Annotated in this window: 11 protein-coding genes; 1 reads left to right on the top strand and 10 read right to left on the bottom strand. The window is 34.1% G+C overall.

Annotated features, from left to right (window positions below):
• The first annotated feature begins 108 nt into the window (after window positions 1-108).
• Window positions 109-1413: a M28 family peptidase gene (locus AB3G39_RS12470; protein ID WP_367768888.1), complete on the top strand. Its 1305-nt coding sequence runs from the start codon at window positions 109-111 to the stop codon at window positions 1411-1413.
• A gap of 242 nt (window positions 1414-1655) precedes the next feature.
• On the opposite strand, the gene AB3G39_RS12465 is transcribed toward AB3G39_RS12470, so the two are convergent.
• The 10 genes from AB3G39_RS12465 to AB3G39_RS12420 all read right to left on the bottom strand — a co-directional run bounded on the left by AB3G39_RS12465 (window position 1656) and on the right by AB3G39_RS12420 (window position 16148).
• On the bottom strand, window positions 1656-2204 hold the full coding sequence (locus tag AB3G39_RS12465) for an acyl-CoA thioesterase (protein WP_369765376.1): 549 nt from the start codon (window positions 2202-2204) through the stop codon (window positions 1656-1658).
• A 196-nt stretch (window positions 2205-2400) separates the two neighbouring features.
• Entirely contained in the window at window positions 2401-3843 is a 1443-nt protein-coding gene (locus AB3G39_RS12460; RefSeq protein ID WP_367768893.1) for a rubredoxin, read from the bottom strand.
• 59 nt (window positions 3844-3902) lie between these two features.
• Window positions 3903-7415, bottom strand: coding sequence for a molybdopterin-dependent oxidoreductase (locus tag AB3G39_RS12455; protein ID WP_369765375.1), 3513 nt, complete (start codon window positions 7413-7415; stop codon window positions 3903-3905).
• Window positions 7416-7777: 362 nt separating this feature from the next.
• Window positions 7778-8599, bottom strand: a complete 822-nt coding sequence (locus AB3G39_RS12450) for an ABC transporter ATP-binding protein (RefSeq protein WP_369753543.1) — start codon at window positions 8597-8599, stop codon at window positions 7778-7780.
• 38 nt (window positions 8600-8637) lie between these two features.
• Window positions 8638-9477, bottom strand: coding sequence for an ABC transporter ATP-binding protein (locus tag AB3G39_RS12445; protein WP_367752314.1), 840 nt, complete (start codon window positions 9475-9477; stop codon window positions 8638-8640).
• Between the two features lie 129 nt (window positions 9478-9606).
• Window positions 9607-10695 (bottom strand): ABC transporter permease, encoded by a 1089-nt coding sequence (locus AB3G39_RS12440; protein ID WP_367768905.1) that lies wholly within the window; start codon window positions 10693-10695, stop codon window positions 9607-9609.
• A 171-nt stretch (window positions 10696-10866) separates the two neighbouring features.
• Window positions 10867-12240: a CmpA/NrtA family ABC transporter substrate-binding protein gene (locus tag AB3G39_RS12435; RefSeq protein ID WP_367752318.1), complete on the bottom strand. Its 1374-nt coding sequence runs from the start codon at window positions 12238-12240 to the stop codon at window positions 10867-10869.
• 27 nt (window positions 12241-12267) lie between these two features.
• On the bottom strand, window positions 12268-13527 hold the full coding sequence (locus tag AB3G39_RS12430) for an alginate export family protein (protein WP_369765374.1): 1260 nt from the start codon (window positions 13525-13527) through the stop codon (window positions 12268-12270).
• A gap of 319 nt (window positions 13528-13846) precedes the next feature.
• The gene (locus tag AB3G39_RS12425; RefSeq protein ID WP_367752321.1) at window positions 13847-14545 is read right to left on the bottom strand and encodes a Crp/Fnr family transcriptional regulator; all 699 of its coding nucleotides are present in this window, start codon (window positions 14543-14545) and stop codon (window positions 13847-13849) included.
• 121 nt (window positions 14546-14666) lie between these two features.
• Window positions 14667-16148 carry a nitrate/nitrite transporter gene (locus AB3G39_RS12420; protein WP_369765373.1) on the bottom strand — a complete coding sequence of 494 codons (1482 nt, stop codon included), beginning with the start codon at window positions 16146-16148 and terminating at the stop codon, window positions 14667-14669.
• Window positions 16149-16315 lie beyond the last annotated feature (167 nt).

Genomic DNA, 16315 nt, shown 5'->3' with positions numbered 1-16315 from the left:
TATGCCGTTACTTACTAGCTACTACTTATATTTTTTCTATTTTTACTGTAACAGATTATAATAATCGCACTCTTATTGTAGAATCGTTTATTATTTAAAATTAGAGATATGAAAAGAATTGTTTTAAGCGGACTGGTACTTTGTTCTGGTTTGATGGTGCAGGCGCAGTCTATCGATAAAATCATTTGCACAGATAAAGTGACTGAGATTGAAAAAGTACTTTCGGCAGATGATATGCAAGGGCGTAGAGCTTTTACACCTGGGATTGATAAGGCATCGGCCTATATTGAGTCTCAATTCAAGAAAATAGGGCTACAAACCTTTAATGGAGCCAAGGATTACAGACAGGAATTTACAATGACGGAGTCTAAAAGGAAAAGTCTGGAAGTAACGATTGATGATAAAGCGATTGATGCGGGGTCGATGATTTCATTTTCGTACCAACCTCAGGTTTCCTTGACAGAGGCGAGTCCTGTTACTGTGGTAAGCATTGGTTCTGGAGATAATTTTGGACCTAAGTTTTATGAGTATTACCGAAGCGATAAAAATTTATTGGTTTTAGTTGATGCGTCGTTTAAAGCCAAACTTCAAAATATGCAACATATTGGTCAAATGGCTGCTAAACCAGGGAAGAATACGGTAGTATTTGTTTTTGGACCTACAACTGCTACACGTTTCAAAATTGAAGCAACCAATACTATTACTACTAAAAAACTGAATAATGTAGTGGGGATGTTGAAAGGAAAAACGAAACCAAATGAATATGTAATATTTTCAGGTCATTACGATCATCTAGGTGTGGGCTCGCCAGAAGAAGGAGTGCCACATGATGCCACAGATTCTATCTACAATGGAGCCAATGATGATGCGGCAGGAACAACTGCGGTGATTGTGCTTGCTGAATATTTCAAGAAAATAAATAATAATGATCGTTCTATCATTTTTTCGACTTTTGTAGCAGAAGAATTGGGAGGTTATGGAGCTAAATATTTTTCGGAACAAATGAATCCAGAGCAAGTAATGGCCATGTTCAATATTGAAATGATTGGTACCGATTCTAAATGGGGGGAAAACTCGGCTTACATCACTGGATTTAATAAAACGAATATGGGTGAAATTTTGCAGAAAAACTTAGAAGGATCACAATTTAAATTCCATCCAGATCCCTACCCAGAACAACAATTATTCTATAGATCTGACAATGCTACGCTGGCAAGACAAGGAGTTCCGGCGCATACAATTTCGACATCAAAAATGGATAACGAACCTAATTATCATAAAGCGAGTGATGAGATAGGAACATTAGACATGGACAACATGACCGAAATTATTAAAGCAATCGCAATTAGTTCGTCATCTATTATCAGCGGGAAAGACACGCCAACGAGAGTGGATACTACGAAGTTGAAATAAGTGATTTTTTAAGTTATAGAAAAAGTTTTACTACTTTAAAATACTTTTTTTTGAACCATTTAGAGATTAAGAAAATTAAGGATAGACACTTAATGAGCCTTAATCTCTAAATGGTTTTTTTAGTTTTATTATTTAGAGGTTGGTTGTAAATAAATTTAACCATTAAGGTATTTAGGAGATTAAGGATAGCAACTTAATAAACGGTAATTTCTAAAGGGTGTATAATATTTCACAAAAATGGACTAATTGAATTCGACTTGTACTTTATATTTATTAGAACTTACAATAGATTCTATAGATCCAAATGAGGCAATACTTTGATGTTCTTCTCTTTCTTTTCTCATAGAAATTTGCTTTAACGCATTTTGAAACCGACTTACTTCTTTTAAAGTAGTCAGTATAAGTCCTGGAACAGCGGCATTTTTACCAGCACTGTCTTTAGAAACCATCGTGAAATAAGAGGAATTACAATGATTGACAGTTCCTGTTTGAATATTTTCCGACTCTACTCGGATGCCCACAATCATAGAACTGTTTCCCACATAGTTCACACTGGCTTTCATAGTAACTAATTCGCCTACTTCAATAGGTTTCAAGAAATTCACCGTATCCACAGAGGCCGTTACACAATAATTTCCGCAAAATTTAGACCCACATGCAAAGGCAATCTGGTCCATAAGTGACAAAATATAACCACCATGAATTTTTCCGCTAAAGTTGGTGTGGGAAGGCAGCATTAACTCGGATATAGTGATGTGCGACGAGCTTACCGTTTTGAAAGTAGTATTCATATTGTAATGATTTATAATAAAAAGAGATTTTGAACGGCCAAAAATAGATAATTTTTTTGAAGTAAAAGCAGGCAATTAAATTTCAAGTTTTTTAACCATTAAGAGATTAAGAATCTTTAGTATTGAGTCTTAATGAGTCTTACTTTCTTAATGGTTTTTATTGCAAAATTTAATCAAGAATGTTATTTAAATTGAATTAAATCGCATCCAGTTTTTCAAGATTTAACGTGATAAAATTGGATTTTGGTGCTTCACATAAAGAACAACAATAATTCACAGGTAAATCCTTAAATAAAGTTCCTTTTTCAATGCCTTGTTCTATATCTCCGTATTCGGCATTATAAACCGTTAAGCATTCTTTACATTGATGTACATCGAGTTCTTTTTTTTCTTTTTTGACTGCTGTTGCCGTATCAATTTCAGACACAGAGTTGCCTAACTCTTCAAAATATTTCCTACTTAATTCTATCAAAATCGTAGGCAATTCCAGTTTGTCTACATCTTGTGCATGAACAATATACGTGCGACTATTAGGATCAAAATTTTTGGCGTAAAGCACATTATACGTATCTCTGATTTTTATGGAAGCTAGATCTTTAGGCATCTCATTTTTTTCTACGACAATAGAAGTGAAGTAATGACCCTCTCGGTTGTAATCGGAGATTCCAAAAGTAAGTCCATACGTACTAATATCAAATTGATCTAAAGTACGAACTAAGAACGTTTTTAGATTCAACGCCCAATCCATCGCTACTGGTAAATGCCAGTTGAGTTCTAATAACGAATGACGGACATTGATTCCTTTCTTTCCTAAGAATTTTTCCCAGTCTAATTTGCGGTCTTTTGGGATTCCTTTTACCACAAATGATTTCCAAGGTGTAATACATATTTTTCCTATTTTACAGTCAAAACACAAATCACACATTTCTTTTAAGAACTCTAAATCGTATAAGTTGTTTCTCCAATACAAACCCAACCAATATTGATCTATACCCAATCGATTCATTCCTTCATAATAAGGAAACGGATAAAAGGGTATGTTTAAAGGTTTGTCAATGGTTCTATTATTGGTATCCAAAGCTTCACTCACCAAACTAAAAATCATGTCAATTCCGCAAGATTCTTCGCTTACAATGCGTTCTATTTCATAATAAAATTTTGAAATATCCCAGCTGTAAATTAATACTGGATACACTTCCATGCGCTCCCAATTGGGCAAGCGAATGTATAGAAACCAGTAATCTTCATGCTCTGAAGCTATAAAGTTAATATGTCCTGTAAACAAAGGAACCAACTGCTGTTTAGGGTCGGTAATGTTCACTTTTAATACAGGATGTTCTTTGAATTGTTCTAATATATAAAGGAATTTGTTTCCTGTAAGCCAATTTGTATTTCTAAAAATATCGGTAGAGACATAAGAAGAAACAATGTTATTCCCGCTTTTTTGATCTGGAAAAATAACTTGATGTCCTTCTTTTGTATCCGTATATAAATTATTAAATCCTTTTGGAAAAATAATATCTTGTCTGGATCCAAAAGAAAAATCTTTGAGCCCTTGTTCCAAGCCCATATTTACAATGTTTCGTAATTCACCAGGTGAAATAACGCCTCCTTTTACTATTAATCTCGTTAGTTCCATAATTTTATAGTTTCAAGTTTACCGTTTCAAGTTTATGTCTATATAATTGAAACAAAAAACTATTTTATTTTTGATAATATTTCCTTTACTTCTGTTTTACAACTTCCGCAGCCTAAACCAGCTCCGGTACTTCTACATAATTCTGTAAAATTAGTAGTTCCACTTTTTATGGCTTCTTCAATATTGCCACTTCCTACTTGACTGCAAGAACAAACGAGTTTTCCTAAAACAGGCTTTGCATTGGAGCTTCCTCGCAATAAGGAGTTTCTCTTGTCGGATAATTCGATTTTGCTTTCAATCATGCTTTTGAACTCGGCAAATTCATTTTTATCGCCCATCAAAATAGCGCCTACTAATAAATCATTTTTAACGATGCATTTTTTATAGTAGCGTTGTTTCAAGTCGGCAAAAACAATTTCTTCATAGGAATCATCATTTTCGGGGATTTCGATTTCACCAATACTACAAAGATTGATGTCTTCTAGTTTTAAGATATTCATTAAAACAGAACCTTTATAAAAACTGCTAATATCTCCAGCTAAATAATTGGCTAAAATATCAGCTTGTTCTTCTGCCGCTGAGGTAATTCCGAACAAACGATTGTTGAATTCGGCTATTTCACCAATGGCATAGATATCAGGATTAGACGATTGCAAGTACTGATTTACTTTTACACCGCGTCCGCAATTAATCCCAGATTCTTTGGCTATTTCAATATTTGGGATAGTTCCAATAGTATATACGATAGCATTTGCGGTAAGAATTCGTCCACTTTTTAAAGCGATTTCAATTTCATTTTCATTATCAGTTTCAAATACGGTACTCACTTCATTATCAAAATAGATTTGTATGTCTCTAATTTGCACTTCTTCGGCTAATAATTTACTGGAAATACGATCCAGTTGGCGTTCCATTAAACGGGATGCTCTTTGGATAATAGTAATCTTGACTTTTTTATGTTTCAGTGCAGCGGCTAATTCTAAACCTAATAAACCACCTCCTACAATCACTACGTGTTGCTCTTCGGGAGCTAATTTAGTATTGTCTAGATAGTTTTTCAGTCGGTCTGCATCTTCTTTTTTTCTTATGGTAAAGCGGCCAGGTAAATGCAATTGTGCGTTTTCTGGAATAAAAGGGCGACTTCCTGTGGCTAGTATTAAATTGTCAAAAGTATGTGTGATGCCTTGGCTATCCACCACTGTTTTATCAGAAGTATTAATAGCATCTATCCCAACGCCAGACTTCATCGTGATATTCAATTTGCCTAAAGCGTCATCTTTTATTTTTAATAATTTATCCCAAGACAACTCAGCAGTGACATATTCAGGTAATAAAACACGGTTGTAAAACGGGTTAATTTCATTAGAGAATATTATTATTTCATCAGTAGTGTTGATTTCTCTATAATTCTGTATGAATCGAAAGGCAGCTGCTCCAGCGCCAATAATAGCAATTTTTTGGAACGGTTTAATGTATTTAGCTACGGATACCGTGGTATATTTAAAATCAGGCTCTTTAGAAATGGGATCAACAAGAGTATTCGTTAAATTATTGGTACGATTCAAATCGTTTTCTAATTGTTTTCCCCAATGCATCGGTAAAAACACCACGGTTTCTTTAATGCTGTCCGTCACTTTTGCTTTTACGCGTACAGCACCATTTTTACTGGTAACCATAACGATATCTCCATTTTTAATGGACGCTTTAAAAGCATCAATAGGATTTATTTCTAGAAAAGGACTCGGAATATGCGTCATTAAGCGTGACACTTTTCCTGTCTTGGTCATTGTATGCCATTGATCTCTTACACGTCCTGTTGTAAGTATAAAGGGGAACTGGTCATTGGGTTGCTCTGACGTATTTTCAATAGCTGTTGGGAGATTGAAAATTGCTTTTTGCGAAGGCGTAAAGAATTTTTTATCAGTAAATAGGCGAGGGGTTCCAGGATGTCCATAATCAGGAACGGGCCATTGAAAAGTACCTTCGTTTTTTAATCGGTTGTAATTTAAATAAGAAATATCAATATTAGTGTTTTTTGTCATTTGACAATATTCCTTGTATACTTCTTCGGTATTATTGAAATTGAAGCCATTGAAATTCATTTTTTTAGCAAAACGAAGTAGGATGTCAATATCTGATAAAGCTTCACCAGGTGCATTAATTCCTTTTGGTAAGTAAGAAATTCGTCGCTCCGAGTTGGTCATAGTCCCTTCTTTTTCTAGCCAAGCTGCTGCTGGTAAAAGTAAGTCGGCATGTTTAGCCGTATCTGCATTGTGTGATATTTCTTGAACGACTACAAATTTGGCTTTCGCCAAAGCTTTCTCTACTCTTCGAGAATCAGGTAAACTCACCAAAGGATTGGTGCAAATTACCCAGATAGCTTTCATTTTTCCAGATTCAAGCGCTTCAAACATTTCGGTTGCCGTAAATCCTGGTTTTTCGGATATGGAGTCTACTCCCCAAAAATCAGCTACTTCTTGTCGGTGCACAGGATTTGCTAAATCTTTATGAACTGCTAATAAATTAGCCATTCCACCTACTTCACGACCTCCCATAGCATTGGGCTGGCCCGTTAATGAAAAGGGACCAGACCCAGGTTTTCCTACATGACCGGTTAACAGTGAAATATTCAATAAGGCAGTGTTTTTATCGACTCCAATCGCGCTTTGATTCAATCCCATGGCCCAAAGCGAAAGAAATCCTTCTGCTTTACCTATTAAATCAGCTGCTAGTTTAATATCACTAACAGAAATTCCACAAAGTTTAGATGCTTTTTCTAATGAGGTAGATAAAACAAGCGCTCTGTATGCTAGGTAATTTTCGGTATTGTTTTTTATAAAATCAGCATCCGTATAGCCTCTTTCTATAATGCATTTAGCTAAGGCATGGTATAAAATAATATCAGATCCTGGAATAATTTGAAGATGTAGATCGGCAGTTGCTGCAGTATCTGTTCTTCTTGGGTCTATAACAATTATTTTTACCTTAGGATTTTTCTCTTTATGTTGTTCAAGTCTTCTAAAAAGGATAGGGTGACACCAAGCTGGATTAGCACCTGTGATTAAAAAAGTATCCGCCAGTTCAATATCGTCATAGGCGATAGGAACGGAGTCTTCTCCAAATGTTTTTTTGTATCCCACAACTGCTGAGCTCATGCACAAGCGGGAGTTGGTATCTATATTATTGGTTTTTAGAAATCCTTTTACCAATTTATTTACTAAGTAATATTCTTCAGTAAGGCATTGCCCAGAGATGTAAAAACCAACACTATCTGGACCGTGTTTTTTTATTATGGAAGAAAAAACCGCTGCCGCACGATCCATCGCCGCATCCCAACTAACTCTTTCCATGGGATGGGATTTACTCCATCGCATTTCTGGGTACAGGATTCTATCCGAAGTATCATTGGCTACATAATGCAAGTTCATCCCCTTAGAACAAAGCATTCCTCTATTTACAGGATGATTTTCATCTCCACGAACGGTTACGCCATTTTTAGAATCATTGGTTACAATAATCCCACAGCCTACACCACAATACGAACAAGTTGTTTTAATTTCTGGATTTTGCATTTGTAATCTTCTGTATTAAATAGTAAAACTGTCGAAGAAATAGAATATTCGATTCTGAGATCTTTATAACAAAAGTAAGTATTAATACGTAATAATACGTAATTTTAAATTTGTTTTTTCTAAGTTTTATCAATTTAGAGAATCAGATGCTTCTGAAACTTGAATTTATTGCAAAAAGCGGGGTTTAATTATAACATTAATAAATTTTGTTTTGAAACAAAAAAAGATTGAAGCATTTTAGACTTCAATCTTTTAAGGTTTAATTTTATGAATTCTATTTTTTTTAGCCGCAGATTAAAATCATTTCACAGATTTTCTATTTGTGAAAATTTTGTCTGGGTTACTTATTGGAACTAGTTGTTTTAATGTTCTAAGAAATTAATTAGATGTTCACGGTTGTCATAATAGGTGGGATGTTCTAATATGGCTTTTCTATTTCGAGGTCTTTCATAGGTAATGTCTAGAATATCTCCTATTTGTGCTTTAGGTCCTGAGGTCATCATAATCACTCTGTCTGCCAAGAAAATGGACTCATCGACATCATGGGTAATCATTATTCCAGTTGTTTTTTCTTTGTTTAATACCTCTAACAATACATCTTGAAGTTCCCCTCTAGTTAAAGAATCAAGCATTCCAAAAGGTTCATCTAAAAGTAAAATTTGCGGTTTTAAAGCCAATGCTCTTGCAATTCCAACTCTTTGCTTCATTCCTTGCGATAGGTCTTTTGCTTTTTTGTCAAAGGAGCCATCGAGACCTACTTTACTTAGGTAATATTTACAAATGTCTAAGCGTTGTTTTTTGGTTGCATTTGCAAAAACTTTTTCTACACCTAGTAAAACATTTTCTAGGGCACTCATCCAGGGCAATAAACTAGGAGATTGAAAGATTACTCCTCTATCTGGTCCAGGACCTGTAATTGGGGAGCCATTTAATATAATTTGGCCTCCTGATATTGGATTTAAACCTGCAATCATAGAAAGCAATGTTGTTTTTCCGCAACCAGAGTGCCCAATTATAGAAACAAATTCACCTTCTTTAATTTTTAAATTTAGATTCTCCAATACTACAAAATCACCATTTGGAGTAGGATAAATTTTGGTTAAATTAGATAACTCCAACATGTATTTTTCAAATCCCAATGGATCACGATTTATTATATCTTTTTCTAATATGGACTCTTTCATGGTATCTATCTCTTTAAATTTTAATTATATAATGAATTCTAGTTGAATTTCATTGGTACTAAATCAGGCAATTCGTAGTGCGTAATTTCTAGTCCTGCCGTTCTTTCCTGTCCAATTTCCATCAGATATTCAATAATACCATTTCTTAATTTTTTAAAACTGTCTAAATGGTTCAAGGCAATTTTATTGCGAGGTCGCTCAATTTCAATTTCAAATTGGGGTCCTAGAGTGGCTTTTGGACCTGGACGTAAAGGTATCACGCGATCAGCCATGAAAACGCCTTCATCCACATCATTGGTTATTAGCAAAGCGGTACGTTTGTCCTCACTCCAGATAGAAAGTATTTCTTCTTGCAGGTTCCCTCTTGTCAACGCATCCAATGCTCCCAAAGGTTCATCCATTAAAATTAATTCTGGTTTCATAGCTAATGTTCGGGCTACCGCTACACGTTGACGCATACCGCCTGAAAGTTCTTTTGGTTTTTTGTGTGAAGCATGAGAAAGATGTACTTTTTCAATAAAATTATTGACATGATCCTCTATTTCTTTTTTAGTCCAGTCTTTAAAAACGGATTTTACCGCCATTTCAATATTATCATACACAGTAAGCCAAGGCAGTAAAGAATAATTTTGAAAGATAATTCCACGTTCGTGACTGGTTCCTTGGATTGGTTTGCCTTTGAATAATATTTCACCTGAATCCGGTTCTATTAATCCTGCGATTAGATTGACTAAAGTGGTTTTTCCACTTCCTGTAAATCCTACAATAGCCACAAATTCTCCTTCTTCTATTTTTAAGTTGATGTTTGATAATACTTCGGTTTTGTTTTTTCCTTCACCGTACGATTTACAAACATTTTTTAGTTCTAAATATGCCATGATTTTTTTGTTTAAAAGAGTTTAAAGTTTTAAAAGTCGATTATAGAAAGTCAATTTGGTTTATTTTAAATGTCATTATTCTCAAAAGTAGGACTTTATGACTTTCGACTTTATGACCTTAAAACTTCCTCAATCCGTAAACGTTAGTAATTTTTGAAAAATCATCATTACACGATCCAGCATGAATCCTATTATTCCTATTACAAACATGGCTACAATAATTTTAGAATTAGAATCACTAGAACCATTTTGGAATTCTTCCCAAACAAAAGATCCTAAACCTGGACTTTGGGCTAACAATTCGATTGCAATTAATACCATCCAAGCCACAGAAAGAGTAATTCTTAATCCAGTGAATATCATAGGAAAAGAGGAGGGAAGTATTATTTTGAAAACCTTGCTAAATGTTCCAAGTTGCAACACTTTAGCTACGTTAATATAATCTTTATCTACAGATGAAACTCCAACGCTGGTATTAACAAGAGTGGCCCACATAGAACACAGTCCTACACTTATAAAGGAAATCACAAATGATTTTTCGATATCAACATTGGTCAAAAGTGTTTTTATAATCATGGATACTAATAATAGCCAAACAACAGGAGATACTGGTTTGAATATTTGAACAATCCAGTTGAAAGAAGTTCTTAGTGTTGTACTTAGTCCTAATACAATACCTGTAGGAACGGCAATAATTATAGAGAGTAAGAAACCGGCAAAAACGGTTTTTAAACTCGTCATTATTTGATCTACAAATGAAGGACGGCCAGTGTACACAATTTCAATTTGGCCTTTGGCTTTACGATCGGCATTTATAGCTTCGTATTTGTCTATAAATTCTTGTTTTTTGGCGGTCATTATTTTATGATCATCCCATAATTTTCCTAAGGCAGTATAAACCATAGCAGGAGAAGGCAAGGAATTAGGTCTGCAGCTTATGTCTCCAGATGCGATACAAGCTTCTAGTTTTTTGGCGGCTTCTGGTCCTTGGTCTTTAAGTGCTTTTTCAATTTTTATTTCGGACTCAACATTATTTAAATAATTAGAAAAGGATTGCCATAAAAGGATAAATAATACTACTGATAAAATAGGGAAGAGGATTCTTTTGAATGCATCTTTTCCATTTTTTTTCAAATCTTCTCCAGTTAGTAATCTAATGAGAGGTTCTAAGTAACCCAGTCCAATAAATTGTACAGTTTTTATTATTTTAGTCTTCATGTTTCTTTTTTTATATATTTAAAATTGGTTGTAAGGATTATCATTAGTTTTGATTTTGAACTAATTATCTTCTAAGTAAGAAACCATTCTAAGGTAATGTTGTATTTTTTAGTTTTTAAATAAGTAGTTGAGGATGAAACTACAACACCCCCAACTACATCATTTTATGAATTAGTTTTTATTACCAATTTTTAAGCTTTTAATGTATTCCAATGGCATTTTACCATCGTATTTTACACCGTCAATAAAGTCAGTTGTTGCTGGTTTGTAACCATCAGTTGTTGGAATATCTTCGGCAACTAAATTTCCTTCTTTCAATAAAAGTTGTGCTGCTTTGGTCCAAATTTCAGGCTTGTAAACCTCTTTGATTTTTGATGCATACCATTCAGCTGGTTTTGATTCTGTAATTTGTCCCCAACGTCTCATTTGAGTCATGAACCAAATTCCATCAGAATAGTAAGGATACGTTGCATTGTCTTTAAAGAATACATTGAAATCAGCTGCATCGCGTTTGTCTCCTTTTTCGTATTCAAATGTTCCAGTCATTGAGTTTTTTAATACATTCTCATCGGCACCTACATAAGCAGGGCTAGATAAAATTTTAACTGCTTCCAATCTATTTTTTGGATCGTCTAACCATTTTCCTGCTCTAATCAAAGCTTTAGTGATCGCAATAGCAGTATTTGGGTTTTTGTCGATAAAAGCTTGAGTCATAACAAATACTTTTTCTGGGTGGTTTTTCCAAATGTCACGGCTTGTGATAACTGGTACTCCAATTCCTTTGCTTACCGCTTGTTGATTCCAAGGTTCCCCAACACAATATCCATTGATTGTTCCTGCTTCTAGTGTAGCTGGCATTTGCGGAGGAGGAGTAACTGATAATAATACATCAGCATTGATCATTCCTTGTGCATTGTCTTTTGTGTATTGTCCAGGGTTAATTCCTCCTGCAGCTAACCAGTAACGCAGTTGGTAGTTATGTGTTGATACCGGGAATACCATACCCATTTTAAATGGTTTATTAGCATTTTTGTATTCTTTAATAACTGGTAATAAGGCACTAGCACTAATAGGGTGAATGGGTTTTCCATCTTTCATAGGCAATCCTGGTTTCATTTTTGACCAAACATCGTTAGAAACAGTGATAGCATTACCATTTAAATCCATAGAGAAAGTAGTCACTAATTTCGCTTGTCTTCCAAAACCTACTGCAGCAGCTATAGGTTGTCCTGCTAGCATATGAGATCCGTCAATTTGTTCGTCAATTACACGGTCTAAAACATTTTTCCAGTTGGATTGTGCTTCTAAGGTTACAAATAAACCTTCGTCTTCAAAGAAGCCTTTTTCTTTGGCTATAGCCAAAGGAGCCATATCAGTTAGTTTTATAAATCCTAAAGTTACCTGTGGTTTCTCCAGCGTTAATTTTTCGGTTTTTGAAGTAGAGGCAACTTCAGTCGTAGCCTCTTTCTTTTCTTCTTTTTTACAGCTCAAAACGCTCAAAGAGGCAATGGCTAGTACTGATAATCTAAAAACTAATTTTTTCATGTTATACTTTTTTAAAATAGTTGATTATTATTTTTTTGTTGAAAATATTTGTGGGTTGATGTTGATCATTACCCAAGCCCAATTGTTTGTTTTGCTCGCGTCTCCAGTTTTTAAAGTCTCTAATGTTGAAGAACCGAACATTTGTGAATATCCTGCAACAGCCATGATGTCTTTGTGAATTTTATATCCTGCAGTTAGATCTACTTCAGTACCTAGGTAAGAGTCTTTTTCAACTCCTGCAGCGATTACTTTATTTGGAGCATAAAAAACGTGCGGTGTCAAGGAGAACTTTACTTTTTTGATTCCAAAATCCAGTTTTAAATAAGCATCTTGTAATCCAACACTGTTTTTGTGATTTCCTACGTAGAAATAATCCATAAATCCGTTGAAAGCATGGTTGGTACCAAATAGGGGAGTAAATGATTTTATTTTGGTATCAGTATCGTTTTGATCTTTTCCAGAAAGGAATTCATATCCTACTGTAGCTTTGAATTTTTCGCTTACAGTATACCCTAAATTTGCTCCTGCATCAAAAGCACTTAAATCAGTATCACTACTTTTACCAGATTGTCCGTAAAGGCTTAAGTCAGCGTCCCATTTCTTACCTTTATACGTCAAGTAAGTACCGTATGTTTGAATGTAATCCGTTTTTAAATCGGTAGGTGTTTTCAGGTATTGGTACCCCGCATTTAATAATAAGAAGCTCGCATTTATTTTTTTAATAGCAGTGTGGTACCAAGCATATTGCATTTCCTTGTAGTTCGTGCCATAGGCTGTTGTAGGTGCGATTAGGTTTTCGGCGGAGGCATTATGAGCAAAACCCAAATCCAATTGATTTTTGGCACTTTTATAAGTTAGTAATGCTGCATCATGACTTTGACCTTGTTGAATCCAATCGATTCCACCCATGATACGTTGATTGTCATAATTTAATACTTGACGACCTAGGCGTGCGCTCCATTTATCATCAAAGTTATATTCAGCATACGCTTCAAAAACGGCTACTCCATTTTTATCTGCAGTAGTTGTAGTAGCTGCATCTCCCCAAGTGCGGATATTTTGTAAAGACAGTTTTAATTTTAATTTATCTTGTTTAAAGTTTAGGTTTAAACGAGAACGTTGTGATATAAATGATGTTGGACTATCTCCTGCTTTTAATAAGCTTTTAAATCCATTTCTATATTCATAACGTGGTCTAAGTTGTATGTTGGCATCGAAGTCTTGTGCATACGAAGCGGTACTGATAACCCCTATAAATGACAAGCATATTGTTTTAAGTAATTTCATAGTTAATAGTTTTAGTTAATGTTTGGTTTTCGTTTTACTTATTTACTTAGCAAATATACGTACGTAGTTTTACTTATTTATTGAAGTTTTTACAATGAATTTTAGCTTTTTTAACCATAATTTAACGGCTATTCTGCTTATTAAAACAGGTGAAAACACATATTTTCAACATAATGAACTATTATGCAATATGTTACAAAAGTAAGTAGTGTGTTATATTGGATTTAAAACACGTATTAGAATACGTAAATCTGATTTTTCTGCATAAAAAAAGCCCAAAACTATTGGGCCTTTATATTGTTCTACTTAGAATAAAAATCTATCGGTGTTCTGCGATTTCCTGCTTCATTTTTTCCACTTGCAACAAGCTTATTTTCTTGCCTACAATTTTTATCAGTCCTTCTTTTTTTAGACTGGAGAAGATACGGGTAACTTGTTCGTCCGTTGTTCCAGCAAAATCGGCAATTTCTTTCCGAGATAAATTGATATCTATTAAATGATTAGTTTGACCAAACTTTTTAAGTAAATATAAAAGAGTGTCAATAACACGTTCTCTTACATTCATTTGGGCAATTTTCTTTACATTATTTTCACTTTTATTGAGTTCTTCGGCGTAAAACAGCATCATATCATAAGTGAATTCAGGTATAGTTTTAAGGATGTCTTGCATTACTTTGTTGCTGAAATTACATAAGACAGTATCTTCAATTGCAGATGCACCTATCAAATACCTATTACTGGTTCCAAATCCTCGAAAGCCAACTGTATCTCCCTCTTGTGTTAATCGAACAATATGTTCCTTACCGTAGATTCCTGTTTTTAACACTTTTACTTTTCCCTTATTAATAAAATACAAACCTTGCATTGGTGCACCTTCAAACATGAATTGCTGTCCTTTTTTGCAAGCAAAATTTGTTTTTTGCATTACAAAATCTTGCATTTTTTCTAGATCCAAATGTTTCTTTATAAAACAATTAGTATTGATACAAATAGAGCAATCGGCATTTATTTTTTTCATTTTGTATCTTTTTAAAGGTTAGTTTCAGATTCTATTTTGATTAATCAAAAAGAGCATTTAAGTTGTATGGAATAGGAAAAGTTTTTGATGTATAATTTTTTAAAATTAATTTAGCCTTCTTTTAACTTTTTCGATCCATCTCTTTGGACATAATAGGATGTTTTTCATTCATCATACTCGTTATTGTAACATGCATCCAGATGAGACAAATTGCAGAAAACAATAGTACAAAAATCCATGAACTGGACCAGAAACCTGTAAAGTTTAATAAATAACTAAAGATAATTGGTCCAAAGAATCCACCTAAACCTCCTAGTAATCCTACCATTCCACCCACAACTCCTATTTCGGTAGGGAAATATTCTGGAATGTGTTTGTAAACTGCTGCTTTACCAATTCCCCAGGAAATACCAATCATAATAACTAAAATGAGGTAGACCCACATGTTAGCATCAAATGTTATTCTTGTTACTCCTTTTGCTAATAATTCCTTTTTACTTACACTTTGATTTTGAGTAACTATTACTTTTTGCCAAGAAGATTTTGTTGGAAAAATATTTCCAGTTGTCGTGCTTTCTGGTTTAGAGTCAATAGGAAAATCTTTATTATCTATTCTTACATTTGTTGGGCTTACTTGGGTAACAATTCCAGTTTTTCCTGCCATTACTCCGGGACCTGCTGTTTTTATTTCCATTTTAGGAATCATTAATAATGCACTTAATATTACAGAAGAACTCAATACCCAGTACATTACTTTTCTAGCGCCAAATTTATCTGATAAATAACCACCAAAGGCTCGTATTACGCCAGACGGCAAACTAAACATAGTGGCAAACATACCACCCATTACTAAACTCGTTTGGTATACATTCATAAAATTAGGTAGCAACCATTGTGAATACGCTACGAAACACCCAAAAACTAAGAAATAGTACGCTCCAAAACGCCAAACTCTTGGGCTTTTTAAGGTAGATAACATTTGCGGAATTGTTTTGGTAGACTTTTCCATTTTTTTGTTTTTGGCAAAAACTAAAAATAGAATTCCAATAATTAGCAATGTTGCACCGTATATAATGGGTAATATTTTCCATCCATTTTGAGGATCTTCTACTGAAAAATGATTCAACAACGAAGGTGCCATAAAAGTAGTGATAGCAGCCCCTGCATTTCCCATTCCAAATATTCCTAAAGCTCGTCCTTGCCATTCTTTTGGATAGAAAATAGAAGTGTACCCAATACCAACGGCAAAACTAGTACCTACCATACCGAATAGAAAACTAAGTACGGCAAACATGAAAAAACTATTGGCTAATGGAAGTAAAAATAAAGGGATGGAACATAGTAAAAGCAAGATAGAAAACACTGATTTTCCGCCATATTTGTCGGTAAGGATACCTATAGGTAATCGCATGATAGAACCGGTTAGTATAGGGATTCCTAATAACCATCCAATTTGTACTACGCTCCAGTTAAAAATGCCTTTGTCGACTAAATAGGTAACTAATACACCATTTAGTGTCCAGCAAGCAAAACAAACAGTAAAGGCCAGCGTGTTTAAAAATAACATGCTGTGAGATTGGGCTAATGAAGTTGATTTTTCCATTGTACTTATATTTTTTATACAAATATAAGTACAATAACGTATTATAAATATTAAAATTAAGTATAAATACGTATTTATCTAAAGATTTTGGACATTTATTTTTAAAACTCTTTTTATTACTAATTTGCTAAAAAAGAGAAACCTTTTTTCATTTTTTGAATGATTTT

Origin of the sequence: Flavobacterium sp. WC2416 (genome assembly GCF_041200095.1) — a bacterium.
GTDB lineage: Bacteria > Bacteroidota > Bacteroidia > Flavobacteriales > Flavobacteriaceae > Flavobacterium.
This window is presented reverse-complemented; position numbering and strand designations above follow the sequence as displayed.